Source organism: Amycolatopsis marina, assembly GCF_900111885.1.
In the GTDB taxonomy this organism is placed as follows: domain Bacteria; phylum Actinomycetota; class Actinomycetes; order Mycobacteriales; family Pseudonocardiaceae; genus Amycolatopsis; species Amycolatopsis marina.
In genome coordinates this window covers 1-12,962 of record NZ_FOKG01000014.1, presented here as the reverse complement: position 1 = coordinate 12,962, position 12,962 = coordinate 1, and the positions used below count along the sequence as shown (strand labels likewise).

The 12,962-nt window shown below is 68.7% G+C and carries 12 protein-coding genes; 5 read left to right on the top strand and 7 right to left on the bottom strand.

From position 1 onward, the window contains the following. Window positions 1–84: 84 nt before the first annotated feature. Genes BM199_RS21780 through BM199_RS21765 form a run of 5 tightly spaced genes read right to left on the bottom strand, consistent with a single transcriptional unit; the run spans window position 85 to window position 7,087 of the window. Window positions 85–2,403 carry a tyrosine-type recombinase/integrase gene (locus tag BM199_RS21780; RefSeq protein WP_091675162.1) on the bottom strand — a complete coding sequence of 773 codons (2,319 nt, stop codon included), beginning with the start codon at window positions 2,401–2,403 and terminating at the stop codon, window positions 85–87. A 46-nt stretch (window positions 2,404–2,449) separates the two neighbouring features. Then, a complete protein-coding gene (locus BM199_RS21775) occupies window positions 2,450–3,709 on the bottom strand; it encodes a hypothetical protein (RefSeq protein ID WP_091675161.1) in 1,260 nt (419 codons plus the stop codon). Further along, on the bottom strand, window positions 3,706–5,484 hold the full coding sequence (locus BM199_RS21770; protein ID WP_143101884.1) for a hypothetical protein: 1,779 nt from the start codon (window positions 5,482–5,484) through the stop codon (window positions 3,706–3,708). Before BM199_RS21770 ends, BM199_RS21775 begins: the two co-directional genes overlap by 4 nt. Window positions 5,485–5,492: 8 nt before the next feature. Then, the gene (locus BM199_RS34260) at window positions 5,493–5,813 is read right to left on the bottom strand and encodes a hypothetical protein (protein WP_218160398.1); all 321 of its coding nucleotides are present in this window, start codon (window positions 5,811–5,813) and stop codon (window positions 5,493–5,495) included. Then, complete coding sequence (locus BM199_RS21765) at window positions 5,798–7,087, bottom strand: site-specific integrase (RefSeq protein ID WP_218160397.1); 1,290 nt, start codon at window positions 7,085–7,087, stop codon at window positions 5,798–5,800. The genes BM199_RS34260 and BM199_RS21765 overlap by 16 nt, the downstream gene beginning before the upstream one ends. Window positions 7,088–7,161: 74 nt before the next feature. On the opposite strand from BM199_RS21765, the gene BM199_RS21760 reads away from it, so the two are divergent. Next, entirely contained in the window at window positions 7,162–7,758 is a 597-nt protein-coding gene (locus BM199_RS21760) for a hypothetical protein (RefSeq protein ID WP_091675159.1), read from the top strand. A gap of 76 nt (window positions 7,759–7,834) precedes the next feature. On the opposite strand, the gene BM199_RS21755 is transcribed toward BM199_RS21760, so the two are convergent. Beyond that, window positions 7,835–8,698, bottom strand: a complete 864-nt coding sequence (locus BM199_RS21755) for a hypothetical protein (protein WP_091675158.1) — start codon at window positions 8,696–8,698, stop codon at window positions 7,835–7,837. Window positions 8,699–8,870: 172 nt separating this feature from the next. On the opposite strand from BM199_RS21755, the gene BM199_RS21750 reads away from it, so the two are divergent. Next, on the top strand, window positions 8,871–9,515 hold the full coding sequence (locus BM199_RS21750) for an HAD family hydrolase (protein WP_091675157.1): 645 nt from the start codon (window positions 8,871–8,873) through the stop codon (window positions 9,513–9,515). 15 nt (window positions 9,516–9,530) lie between these two features. On the opposite strand, the gene BM199_RS34615 is transcribed toward BM199_RS21750, so the two are convergent. Then, a complete protein-coding gene (locus BM199_RS34615) occupies window positions 9,531–10,811 on the bottom strand; it encodes a helix-turn-helix domain-containing protein (RefSeq protein ID WP_091675156.1) in 1,281 nt (426 codons plus the stop codon). Between the two features lie 440 nt (window positions 10,812–11,251). Here BM199_RS34615 and BM199_RS21740 point away from each other — a divergent pair, with 440 nt between their 5' ends. The 3 genes from BM199_RS21740 to BM199_RS21730 all read left to right on the top strand — a co-directional run bounded on the left by BM199_RS21740 (window position 11,252) and on the right by BM199_RS21730 (window position 12,915). Next, window positions 11,252–11,737, top strand: a complete 486-nt coding sequence (locus BM199_RS21740; RefSeq protein WP_091675155.1) for a 6-pyruvoyl trahydropterin synthase family protein — start codon at window positions 11,252–11,254, stop codon at window positions 11,735–11,737. Window positions 11,738–11,827: 90 nt separating this feature from the next. Beyond that, entirely contained in the window at window positions 11,828–12,274 is a 447-nt protein-coding gene (locus BM199_RS21735; protein WP_091675154.1) for an NUDIX domain-containing protein, read from the top strand. Window positions 12,275–12,336: 62 nt separating this feature from the next. Continuing rightward, window positions 12,337–12,915: an inositol monophosphatase family protein gene (locus tag BM199_RS21730; RefSeq protein WP_091675153.1), complete on the top strand. Its 579-nt coding sequence runs from the start codon at window positions 12,337–12,339 to the stop codon at window positions 12,913–12,915. Window positions 12,916–12,962: the final 47 nt, after the last annotated feature.

Below are 12,962 nucleotides of genomic sequence, written 5' to 3'. Positions count from 1 at the left end.
GATGCCCTTGCGTGGCGCGTTCAACGAGGTTGTCGTCGCCGGTAGCGCTCGTACATCACGCGCGCTACCGGCCGAGCAGCACGGTCAGCAAGGTATGCCGATCACCGGCATCCCCAAACCGACGGTGTCCTTGCCGTGTCCGGCGCGGTTGCGTTCGAGCCTGCGGTCAAGGCTGACGAGCTTCTTCGTCGCCTCGGCGAGGCTGACCTGAAGTCCCTGGGCTTCGCCCAGCCACCGATTCATCGTGGCTTCGGCGATGCGCTCTTTGAGGTTATGAATTATCTCGACGAGCCTGCCGCGTTGTCTGGGGTCGACCCGAAGCATCGGGCAGCGAATACAAGAATGCTCGTGCTGACAGCTGCTTCCATACGGGCGTCCACATTCACCAAGCTCTAGTTTACGCAGTTGGAAGTGTCGCTGGAATTCTGTCCATTCCTCGTCCGTCGGCTCCCTGTATTCTTCGTGGGGTCGGAGCGCTCGCCTGTTGGCCAGGAAGCTGCGATAGGTCTTGACGAGTTCTTCCTGGAAGACGGCGAGATATGCTTGGGTCGTGTTGATGTTTTTGTGCCCCAATAGGCGTGCCACGATATGGACGGGAAGGCCGCCGGTGACGGCGTCAGTGGTGAACAATCTCCGGAAATCATGTGGGCTGAAGTTCATCGACTGTCCGGCGGCGTCGCAGATCCCGCTTCGGGTAAGCGTGTCCGCGAGCAACTTGTAGACCGTGCCGGTGCTGATGACTTTCGACTTCCCGGCGAGGGTGCGCTGGAACAAGTGTGGCAATGGTGGACCGATGGTCCGTTCGTGCGGGTCGTATCGGGCCACCAGCGGTATGGTGTTGCCATTATGCGCGCGGAGCCTGGTCACGATCGTAGCCAGAACGCTGGCGAGTTCGGGGCTGACCAACAGTAGTCTTTCCTCGTTGGACTTCGAGGGGACGATCTGAAGCAGAGGTACGACTTCGCCGGTGTCCGGAAGCCGGTACGACACCAACGCCAGGTGTGTCACCTCCAGCAACTCTTCCAGCCGAACTCCGGTATGGCGCAATGTTTCGATGATTCCCCACGCCCAGAACGCTTCGTCCTCGCCGCGCAGCACGTCGATTCGTTCGCCCGTGGCGGTATTCTCCACCGGCAACGTCGATGATCCGACGTCGCTATTCGTGGGGCTCGTCGTCTTGTAGGCGACCCGGCGGTAACGAACCCCGTTGCGGACGAACGTCTCGCCCACCGGGGTCGCCCGCGCTACATCCAGCAGGTCTGCTTGGTCCTTGTGGTGGCGTTCGGCGTAGTCGACCAGCATCGGCAGTTGAGGGAGTCGTTCCCGCACACGCTGGTGCATCGCGGCCGTCGTTTTCTTCTGGGCCTTGCCCATGCCTTTGAGGTCGCTCGCGCGGACCGGGCTGGGCGCGGCCCAAGCGGCCCAAGCCGCGGGGTCCTCGGTCGCCCATTCCTGGATGTCGAGGTAGAGCGTCCGGACTCGGGTCATGACGCCCAGGTGGTCCCGGCGAGGTCGTTGATGGCCACGGCGTGTGACGCAGAAACGCACTCGGCCGCGCCAGGCTTCGGCCACCTCCGGCGGCAAGCGCAGCGTGTCGATACCGGGATGATGCTGCTCGACGTCCGCCCAGAAGACAGCGGCGAGGTAGTAGGACAAGGTGATCAAGCTCTTGTGGTCCAGGCCGGCGCTGCGCTCGTCCAGGTACCGCACGAGGACATCTCGGACCGGGCGGCACGCAATCGGGTAGCGGTCGACGAGCTCGGCCGGGCTGCGTTGGCCCGTGCGGAGGGTGTCCCGCAGGGACAAGTCCGTGCGCAGGATATCGAGGGCACGCAACAGGTCCCATGCCTCGTGAGTGCCGCCGGCAAAACGACCGGTGTTTCGCATGAACCAGGCGCGGTACTCGAAGACGTCGTCGGCGCCGAGTTGGTCCAGATCGCGGCCGGTGTGCAGCACGATCTTGCACAGCACCCTCAGCCCCGCGACCAACCGTCGACCGGTCAGATGAGGGTAGGTAGTGGTGCTCTTCCGGGCCTGCGCGAACAGGTCGGGTCGGCGGATCTCCTGCACACGGTCCAACAGCGTCTGGCTGTGATACTGGGCCAGGAACCGGTAGCTGGGCAGGATCGCCCGGCTCAGCAGCAGCCAGTTCACGCCGCGAGTGACCTCGTTGCGCGCGGTCAGCGGTGCCCTGTGGTCGGCGGCGACCAGGGTGTCGAACCACTCTGTTCCGGCGTCGGCGTTCGCGGCCAGCCATCGATCCTGCCAGCCGTCTCCGGGATAGGTCAGCAACCACTGAAGCACCCGGCTGGTTCCGCGTTGGCGGGCGGCCTGCTCCTTGGCGCTCGCGTCGGACCAGCCCGGCACGCCCGACAGGGTGGCCACCACGCGGTCGGCGGGCACGGCGTCGATCGGTCCGACCCCGTGGGCGCAGCGCGCGACGAGATCGTCATGACGCGCAAGAAAATGCCCTTTCGTCGATGGCGTTCTTGTACTCGTGCGTCCGGATCAAGTGCCTGCCGGCGTTCCCGTCGGCGTTGTTCCTGTCCGCGTTCTTGTCCGTGACGGGTTCTGGGTCGGGGCAGCAACCGGTTCTCATGCCCAGAACCTCACCGGTGCGCATCCCTGTCAAGTAGGCGCAGACGATGAAGGCCGCTGTGCCGAGGTGCCGCATCAGCACTGGTGTCTCGGCGAAGTCCAGAGCCTGCCGCCACGGCAACCCGGCGATCCGGCCGGTTATCGGGACGTCCAACGGGCACGGCCCTGGCCGCTGCGCGGCGACGGCCGCGAGGCCCTCGCGCTGGTTCAGCTTGTCGATCTGGGCGCGTGAGGCTCCGGTGATGCCGCTGAGGTAGGTCGCGGCGAGACAAACCTCGCCCCGGATCCGGCTGGCTGGCAACGGCGATCCGGCGGCCAGCAGCGGGGCGAGGAACGCCTCCAACGCGGCTTTCCCGTGCGGTGTCCCGGTCGTGGTGCGGGCGACCTCAGTCAGCCGCTGCGTCTCGACCCAGGCGGCGAGGATGTCCTCGGCCAGGTCGTCGATCATGCGCATCGCCCAGATCAGCAGCGGGCCTATCGTTTGTTCGGCCAATGGCTCGGTCTCGTTCTCCCCACCGGTGATCGTGGCGGCGGGGAGGTAGTCATCAGCTCCGCGTTCGTCCCACGGAGGCCGCCCGATCCCGGCAGGCCGGGCGCACAGCTGATCGAACGCCCACAGCCGGGTCACTGCGCCCAACGTCTTGTGCGTGTGGTTGCGGTTGGTGTGGCAGCTCAGGAGATGTTGCCCGTAGGAGTGCAGGACACTGGTGGTGCAGTCGGCGAGACGCCGGATGCCGTGAGCCTCTAGCCAGTTCGCCAGGCGTATCCAGGCCGAGATCGTCTCGTGTATCTGTGCGGCGCTGAGGCGGGAACGCAGCCGGGCGCCGCGAGCCCGCAGGAACGTGGGCCGCAAGCGGCCGTTGATCATCGTCCAAGAGGCCAGCCGCAGTTCGTCGGCGAACACCGCCGGACAGTTGCGCCAGTAGATCACCCTCCGGTACGCGCTGGGGTTGGCCGTCAGCGGGCCAAGCGGCCAGGCGGCGTCGGCATAGCGGGCGTTGAGATGGGCGTGCATCGCCACGACGAACGGCGGCAGGACCACCGCAGTGCCAGGTTCCGGCAGCGGCAGGAGATAACGGTAGTGGCGGCTGAGGTCCAGGGCGGCGGTCACGTGTCGAGGTCTCCGGTCAGCATGAGGTCGATCAGTTCCCGGTCAGTGTCGGTGACCTGGGCTTTCGCTCGTGTCCACACGGTGGCGCCGAGCTTGGTCTTCAGGTCGTCCAAACGGGCGTGGGTCTCGCCCCAGTCCGCGTCCCACACCGTCGGCGCCTGCACGGAGCGCAGGTGGCTCACCGCGTGGTGCAAGTGGGCGAGCCGACCGTGGTGGCCGGGATGGATCCGGGCGTTCACGCAACCCAGGCACATCAGGAACGACGCCCCACATCGATCACCAGAACCACCACCAGAACCACCGCCAGCTGCCGGGTAGGGGCTGTGCTCGATGTTGGCGCAGTCCGCCGTCGCGGTCTCTACATCGCCGGGGTCCGGCGCGTCCCGGAGTTCAGCCACCAGCACCGCTCGACGCGCGTGCGCGGTCGCCTCGTCCGCACCGGCCGCGATGATCGCGACAGCCTCGGACTGCACCCGCTTGTCGACCAGCACGTAGTGCCGGTCGTGCGTGTCCTGGCTGTTCTGGCCCGGCTCGCGGCGATTGAGCGCGTTCACCGTCTGCCGTCCCCGCTGAAACGGCGACCCGCGCAACCCCACCGTGCGTGCCCACCGTGCACCGGCGTCGCGATGAACCCCGAAATGGAACGGACCGACCGGTGGCTGCCGGTCCCCGTCGGCGCGTTCCCGGCCGACGACGTGCGTGCGCCAGACGACCAGCAGATCGACATCCGGGGCGCGGTCCGCGACGACGGCACGAGCAAACCGAGTAGCCGCCAGCGCCTGCGTGATCAGCCGGCCCGGCGAGGCGGCACCATCATCGGTGACGTTGCGGGTCTCGTAGAAGCGGCCCGCACCACGGCGCCGTTTCTCGATCGGGATGCGGTACGTCGGCCGGCCATCCTCGCCAGGGTCGGGTAACGCTCGGGGTATCGCGGCTCGGTCGATCACCGAGAGGTTCCAACCGAACTCCGCCAGCAGCAGCACCCCGAGCGCGGTGGCCTCCATACGGGACAGAAACAGCCGCTGCCACGTCACCGCCGCGGCCATGCCCCCGAACGCCTTCCGGTACTTGTAGACGATGCCCCGCCCGCCTCTCGCGCGGCGGCCGGGATAGTGGATGAGGTCGCCGGTGCGGGCGAGGACGTCCAAGGCTTCGCCGAGCACCCAGTCGCGGCTGCCCTCGGTGAACTCGCCCGCCTGCCAGCGCTGCAGGTGGGCGGCGTTGTGCTCGATCCGCAGCAACGCCGCACGGAACATGCGCCGAGCGGCGAGCTTGACCCGGTCGAACTCGGCCTCGCTGTAGGACTGGATCCCACTGCGGGGTCGCTGGGCGCGCCGGGCCAGCGTGTCCGCGATCGGCCCGGTCTGCAGCCGGGGGTCGCCGCGCAGCAGGCTGGTGACCGCAGTGAACGTGGTGTAGCCACCCGCAGTGGCCAGCACGCTCTCCCGCCAGCGTTCGATCAGACTCGCGGTCAGCTCGTCCACGTCACGCGGTGGCCGCGCCTGCTGAGACAGGAAGATCGTGAACGTCTCCAGCTGCCGCCAATACATCGTGGAACTGGCGTGCACAGTCCAATGGTGCGGTGTGCAGCGGGCAGCGAACAGCGCGGCCAGCGAGCGCTGCAGCGGCTCGGCGACCGGCAGTGCAGCGAAGTCGTACTCCTGGACCCGGCCAGCGCTGTTGTAGTGGTGCACGACCAGCCCATCCGCCGCGACATACTCCGGGCGGGCATGGCCGGCCGACGGCAGGGACGCCCGGCGCCCTCGACGACTCATGCTGTGACTCACGCGATCCCACCGCCCGCAGGCCGCATACAGTCATCAAGGTCCTGGATGCCCTCCGATTCCCGCGCGATCCGCGCGAACACCACGTCCAGTTCGGGCATCGGTGCCGCCGCCGACTCAGCCGCGCCGGCCAGCATCGACCGCAACTGCAGGTCCGCCACGGGCGCCAGATACCGGTCCACAGTGGTCTCCCGCGAGGAATGCCCCAACAAGCACTGCACCATGAACCACGGATCCCCGTACAGCTGCCGGAAATCCCGCCGCTCCTCCGGACTCAACCCGTACTTCAGATCCATCAGGGTGTTCAACACCACCAACATGAACAGCGCGAACGAGTGCCGCGCCGAGTGCGGCGTCGCGTACGGAGCGAACACCTGATGCGGATCGAGGCCCATCCGGTTCGGCGGGGACAGCACCCGCTCGCAGCGCCCGTTCGCGGCGGTGAACACCCCTCCCAGGAATGCACCTGAAACGGCAGGCCCTGCTCATTGAGCCACAACCACAACGGCTCCAACCCCCGCGGCCCCTCAGCGAACAGCGTCATCCGCTCCCGCACCGTCAGATCATCCAACCCTCGCTCACCAGTGACGCCGGCCTCGTCACGCCAGCGCACCGTCGGCTTGCGGCCCCTGGTCACCTCGACAACCACCCGCCTGCCCGGCAGCCGGTCGTAGCGCCCCTTCTTCTGCGCTCGGCGCACCGCCCACGCCCGCGAAGACTCCACATACGCCTCGATCTCCCCGACCGCGTCTGCGGCGACGTAGAACGTGCGCGCCTTCTTCGACCGCGTCACCTCGGCAGCGACCTTGCCGCGGTAATAGCGGGCACCCTCCACCTGCCGCGCTGGCACCTCAAACGTCAGCAACGACCCGCCCTCCGCCCGCCGCAGCCCCGAGGTGACCAATAGCCGCACGAACGCCACGTTGCGGTCTTCCAGCCGACCCACCCAGCCATGTTCCGGAACTCCGTCACGGGAATGCCCACGCAGCCCGACCTCGATCCACCGCCGCCACGTCCGCGGCGTCAGCCAGTGCACATTGCTCGGCCGCGCGTCCTTCGCCCTGGCCGCCGGCACCGTCAACACCGCACCCTCACGACCCACCACCTGCTTCATCGCCAGCGGGCTGCGCCGCACGTGACGGTTGTTGACCGCCCACCGGTACAAGCTCGCGAACGCCGCCAACTCGCGATCCCACTTCGAACCCCCGACCCGCGCAGGATTCCGCTCCGCGAACCGGCGCCAATGCTCGTAATCCTCCACATCCCTCTCGCTCGCCGCAGTCCACACCCGACCGCGAACGGACAAGAACGTCAGAAACAAGCCGATGTCCGTGGCGTAGTTCCGCCGCGTCTCCGTCGTGTACTCGCGGAACCGCTTCGACCGCCCGTACAAACTCAACAGCGGATCCACGCGATACTCCGGCGACAAGAAGATCGGATCCCCCGCCCGTACGCCCGCCTCGTCTTCGCGCGCCGCCAGATCCGCCCAGCCCGCCAGCGCCTGTCGTCGCACCCCGCCACGCAGCGCATCCTGCGGCACCCAGAACACCCGCCAGCCCGCCACGCCACCGTCCCTCTCGAAGTGGATCAACACCCACATTCAATAGGGAACTGCGATGGCGCGGCCAGGGACGCAGCGTCGCCTTCACCTACACCGATGGCCGCCTGGTGTCCGATTCGCTCTACCTGTGCGGCTTCGTGTACCTGGTCGGTGACGGTGAGGGCGAACTCAGCGGCTCGATCACCGCCGACGAGCTGGTGTCGCTCCACTGGGACCGCGATCAGGCCGTGGACCCCGAAGCGCTGCGCGGGGTGCTCGACCAGCCGCGTGTCACGGCCTGGTCCGGGACCACGATCGGCAGGAACGAGTCGCATGACGGGATCTGGCTCCGCCTGACCGTGACCGACCCGCGCGTGTGCCGGATCAAGGTCCACGCCGACGTCCCGCCCGAGGTGTGCGATCCGGTCGCAGGGTGGTGGCGCATGGCGCTGGTCGAGGGCGACACGCTGGTGTACCTCACCGCCCGCCGCCTGGAATCCGACGACGAGGTGCGGTGGGAGTTGGGCGCGATCGGTCACGGCCCGGCCGCCGACGAGCTGACCGAGTACCTCTGCGACGAGATCCGATCCTGGGCGCCCGAGCGGAACCAGCACACGCCATCGCTCATCGTCTACCCGGCTGGTACCCCGGACAGCGAACTGGCGGGCCCTGCCATCGACAAGACCCACAGCAGGTTCGTCCTCACCTACGACCCGGCCGGATGATCTCGTCGCCGGTCTGCGACCTCGGTGTCAGGCAGAGGCGCGGCCTGACCGTTGCCGTGGAGCGCGGCGAGGTGGGTCATCCGGGGAGTGGAAGTCCCGCCGTCCTCCAGGCGCTGGCCAACAGCGCGCTGGTGTCGGAGTCGAGTCGTCCGGCGAACGCCTGCGAGATCGCCGCGCCCCATAGTGCGTTGACGACCGCCGTGTCTGTGGGTGACTCGCCGACGGCGTCCTCGGCGGCTGGAACGGTCTCCCAGTACAGCGAGCGCGCCCGGAGCGGGAACCCCCACGCGATCGACGCCTCGGTGACCGTGTCACACGCTGCTTGCCAGCGTTGCTCGTCGATTTCCGCGCACACTCGACCCATCCGGCGCACAACCCCTGCCGGCGTGGCTTCGGCATGGCGCAGGACTCGCAGCGCGGCTTGGGTGTGCGGGCCGTAGGCGTCAGTCGCGGTGTGTCGCGAGGGCAGACAGGTCTGCCGCCACGGAGCGATGAGCAATTCGTAGTCGGCGCTTCCCGTGTCGTCGTGGCCTGCCGCTGCGATCGCCAGTCCGGCGTCGAACACGGGCAGGACCACCTTGTGCCAGCCGGAGTGGTCCGGTGAAGCCTGCCGGGCCAGCAGGTAGGGGTGCTGCAGCACGGCGATCGGGTCGTCGAGTTCGGCGGGCATCGGCAGGCCGAAGGTGTCCTTCCATCGGATCCACCGTGAGGCAAGCCGTCCGGCCAGCTCGGGGTCGGAGATCCGGTTGATGATCCTGTCCCGAACGGCCTGGCGATCGGAGGCGCGCTCCTCGCCGAGCGAGCCCATGCGAGTGATCTGCTCGAAGGTCAGGTTGGCGATGGTCACGTCGAGCTGTCGCCATTGCTCGCCACGAGGGTGCTGGGCCAACAGCGCGCGTCCCAAGTCGTCACGACCGCGGCCCGGACCGGAGGTGCTCATCGGTTCAGGATGGCAGCCCCGATCTGCCCACGTCGGTGCAGGCTGCGTGGCCGGTGTGGCGGCAGACCACGCGGCGCCTCGACCGGCTTCCGCGGCGGCGAGGTCAGCGGGGCGGTGCGGGCCGCAAGACCCTCTGTGGCGGGGTGATCGTGGGTGACGTAGGAGTAGGAGCATGGTGACCGCGGTGGTGTTCGACGTGGGCGAGACGTTGCTGGACGACTCGCGCGAGTGGGGTGCGTGGGCCGACTGGATCGGCGTGCCACGTCATACCTTCTCGACCGTGCTGGGTGCGGTCACCGCTGCCGGCCGGGACAACGCCGAGACGTTCCAGTACTTCAAGCCGGGATTCGACCTTGCCCGCGAACGGCGGCTACGGGAAGAGGCCGGACTGGGTGAGCACATCGAGGACAACGACCTTTACCCCGACGTCCGGCCCGGCTTGGCGCGGCTGCGGGAGCTCGGCTTGTGGGTGGGGGTGGCCGGGAACCAGACCTCCCGCGCTGCCGAGCTGCTGCGTGCGCTGGGCCTGCCGGTGGACCAGATCGCGACGTCGGGCGAGTGGGGTGTCGCCAAGCCCTCGCTCGAGTTCTTCGCGCGCGTCGCGGAGATGGTGCCCGACGGACCCGGCGAGACGGTGTACGTGGGTGACCACCGGGACAACGACGTGGTGGCGGCGAAGGCGGCGGGGTTCCGCACGGCGTTGATCAGGCGTGGCCCGTGGGGCTACCTCTGGGCTGACGACCCGGTGGTGCGTCGCGACGCCGATTGGGTGATCGACTCCCTGCACGACCTGCCCAATCTGCTGGCGCCGCACTAAACGTCCGGCCGGGCATCAACGAGCACGAGCCCAGGCGGCGAGGTCGAGCAGTCCCGTGCTCGGGGCGCTGTGAGTACGCAGCAAGGTCGACAGCGAATGGCGGACCTGGGGATGGGTGCGGGTGTGCTCGGGCGCGGCCTGGCGGGCGGCTTGCAGGCACAGGTAGGCGTCCTCGTGACGGCCGAGCGTGAGCTGGGCGCGGGCGAGGTCGATGAAGTAGTGGGAGCGACGTTCGGCGGGCAGGTTGTCGGGCGGGTGCCACGCCGCCGCCCGTTCGATGCCCAGAGGATCGCGCAGTTCGACGGCGACGGCGAGTTCGTGGATGCATAGGGAGGCCGGCCCGAACGCGGTGCCCTGGTAGACGCCTTCGGGGACGGCGGTTGCGGCGCGGCGGGCTTCGCGCAGGTGGTCGGCGGCGCGATCGGGCTTGCCAGCCCGGCCCGCGACGACCGCGGCGCGCATGTGCAGGGCGCCGAAGGCGGCCGAGGCCGAGGCGGTGTCGAGGTCGGGTACGTGGTCGGCGGCGAGTTCGAGGGCTCGGGCGGCGGTGTCCAGGTCGCCGTTGGCGAAGAAGGTCTCGGTGCGCACGTACGCCACCGTGGCCAGCAGCAGTGGGTCCTCGGCGAGCTGGGCGGCCGAGCGCATCAGGTCGATCAGCCGCGCGGACAGGTCCAGGTAGCCGAACTTGAAGGCCACCCCGTCGGCGGCACGCAGCGCCAGGGTGAGCAGGGCTGCGGCGTGGCGGCGACCGGCGACGTCGCCGAGCTGGCCGGCGCGGGCGAGTTCGGCGATGAGGTCGGGCAGGCGACGGGCGAGGTTGCCGTAGCGGGACTGCAGCCGGTCGTCGCTGGCGCGGGAGATGTCGCCGTGTAGGCCAGCCGGGGTCCTGGTGTACCCGTCGTCGGGCAGGTCCAGTCGGTCGAGGGCGCGGCGCAGGCGTGGGATCGCGGCGTGGATGACGTCGACCTCGGCGACGGGTTCGCGCTGGTGGCTGTCGCTGGTCGGTGGTGCCGGCGGGACCAGCTCGACGCCGATCGGTGCCGAGGCCAGGACCGCAGCTGAGGTGGGCTTGTTGGAGCGTCGGGCGGTGCGGCGCAGCAGGTCGTCCAACTCTTCGAGAGAGACCTGCAGGGCGCGCGCGAGGCCGGGCCGCTGCCACGGCTGGGGCGACTGGACGCCGCGTTCCCATCGGCCGATGGTGGTGCGCTCGACCTTCAGCGTGACGGCGAGGCTTTCCTGGGTGTAGCTGGCGGCTTCGCGAGCAGCGGCCAGCGGAGTGAGTGGCCGTGCCGCCATCGCGCGTCCCCTTCTTCCGGTCCCTCCATAGCGCACAGTACTCGCCCGTTTCCGCAGCGTACGGCCGGTGTCGCCCCATGAGTGCCTCACCGTCGCCCGGCCTCCGACCACCAACCACAGACGGCCGGACGCCGAACACCCGCTCCCCGCACTCGTTTGGGTGACACAGCCGATCTCCCGCCAGGAAAAACCCTGATCGGGCCGGGTGCCGCCCCGTGGACGCCTCGCAGCCGCCGCACGATCGCTCTGGTGATCGCGGTGGGCGACGCCGTTGACTGGCCTCGGGCCTGCGGTGGCCGACCCCCGACCGGTCACCGCAGGCCGTACTCGATCCCGGTCGCCTGACTTCGCGGAAGTGAGCTTGGTTCAGTGCAGATGCACGAGGTGATGCTGCCGCACTCGCCCCTGTCGATCGACCGGCCGAGCACGCTGGTCCGCTGATGCCGCACAAGATCACCGTCGAGCATTCGTTCGAGTCCGGACACAGACTGCCGCACCTGGGCGGCAAGTGCGTGAGCCTGCACGGCCACTCCTGGTCGGTCGCAGTGACGGTGAGCGCCCCGGAACTGAGTCCCGAGGTGACCGTGGTGGAGTTCGGCGCGCTCAAGGTCGGGCTTCGGCGGTGGATCGACGAACACCTCGACCACGCGACGATGCTCGGCGCGCGCGACCGACTGATCGAGCCGCTGATCGCGGAGGGCAGCCGGGTGTTCTGCTTCGGGGTCGAGCGCCCGGCGGACGTTGCCGAGCAGTTCGGCCACGGGCTGGCGTGGCCCACCGTGGAGGCCGTCGCGGTTTTGCTGGGTCGGGTCGCCGAGAGCGTTTTGGCCGGGCTTCCTCGCGCCGACGGCGCGAGGGTCGAGCGGGTCCTGGTTCACGAGACCCGGCTCAACACCGCCGCCTACGAGCCCTCGGTGCCGCGATGAGCACTCCAGGCACTGGCCGCCGAGCACGGGCAGGCCCGACCCTGACGTGCCCCTTCGATATTGCCCCGTCCGTCGATCGTGAGAAGCACCATGACTACCACCTCGCCCGCCCTCGGCCCGCTCGTCGCGGTGTACGGCCTTGTCGGACACGACGAGCGACTTCTAGTCGTCCGCGACTCGGACGCGATCACGTACCGGCTGCCGGGCGGCTTCGTACGAGCCGGTGAAGCTGTCGAGGACGCCCTGCGGCGCATCCTTCGGGAACAGGTCGACGCCCACGCGGCCCACCTGGACTTCTGCGCCGCCGTGGAACTGCGCAACCAGCACCCAGGCACGCAACCCACCGTCTTCGAGCTGGCCCTGCTGTTCGACGTGACTCTCATCGACCCCAGTGCGGTCCGGGTTGACCACGGCGAGGCGCGCTGGGCCACCGATACCGAACTCGACCACCTGGACCTGCGGCCGACGGCCCTCGCGGATCGGTTGCGCAACGGCGGACCGACCCGCGAGCAGCCGTGGTGGCCTGCCCGGTCCTAACCGGAGGTCCACCGCTCGTTCATGCGGCGCCATGCCCGCCAAGAAGCAACCCCGAAGGAACCATGTCGTCGGCACTTGACCTCACCGCCGCCCTGCCGGCGGCCCACGCCGCGATCGACCTCGCGGTCGAGCACGTGCTCAGCCACCCTCCACGCAACATCCGGTACAAGGGAGACCGCAATCCGGTCTCCGAAGTGGACGAGACCGTCGAACACCTTGTGCGGCAACGACTGAGCGCCTGCGGCCATGCCGAGACCGGGTTCGTGGGGGAAGAGACCGGAGCGGTCGGCAACTCGGACACGTACTGGGTGCTCGACCCTATTGACGGCACGATCAACCACCAGCACGGCAACCCGCTGTGCGCTATCGCGCTCGGCTTGGTCCACCGCGACCAGCCGGTCCTCGGCGTCACCGCGCTGCCTTTCCTCGGCCACCGCTACTGGGCGGCCCACGGCCACGGCGCCTACCGCGACGGCGACCCGATCAGCGCCTCCACCACCGACGGCCTCAACAAGGCCCTGGTCGGGTTCAGCGACTACGGCAGCGGTGCCGACGAAGGTTTGCGCGACGTGTTGTGCGCCGCTGTAGACCGCTGTCAACGCCGCTCGAAAACTGACCACCCTGTTCCGGGTGAAAACTGACCACCTCCCGTGGTTGATGGATCTTGGTTAGTCGCTGGTTTTGGCTG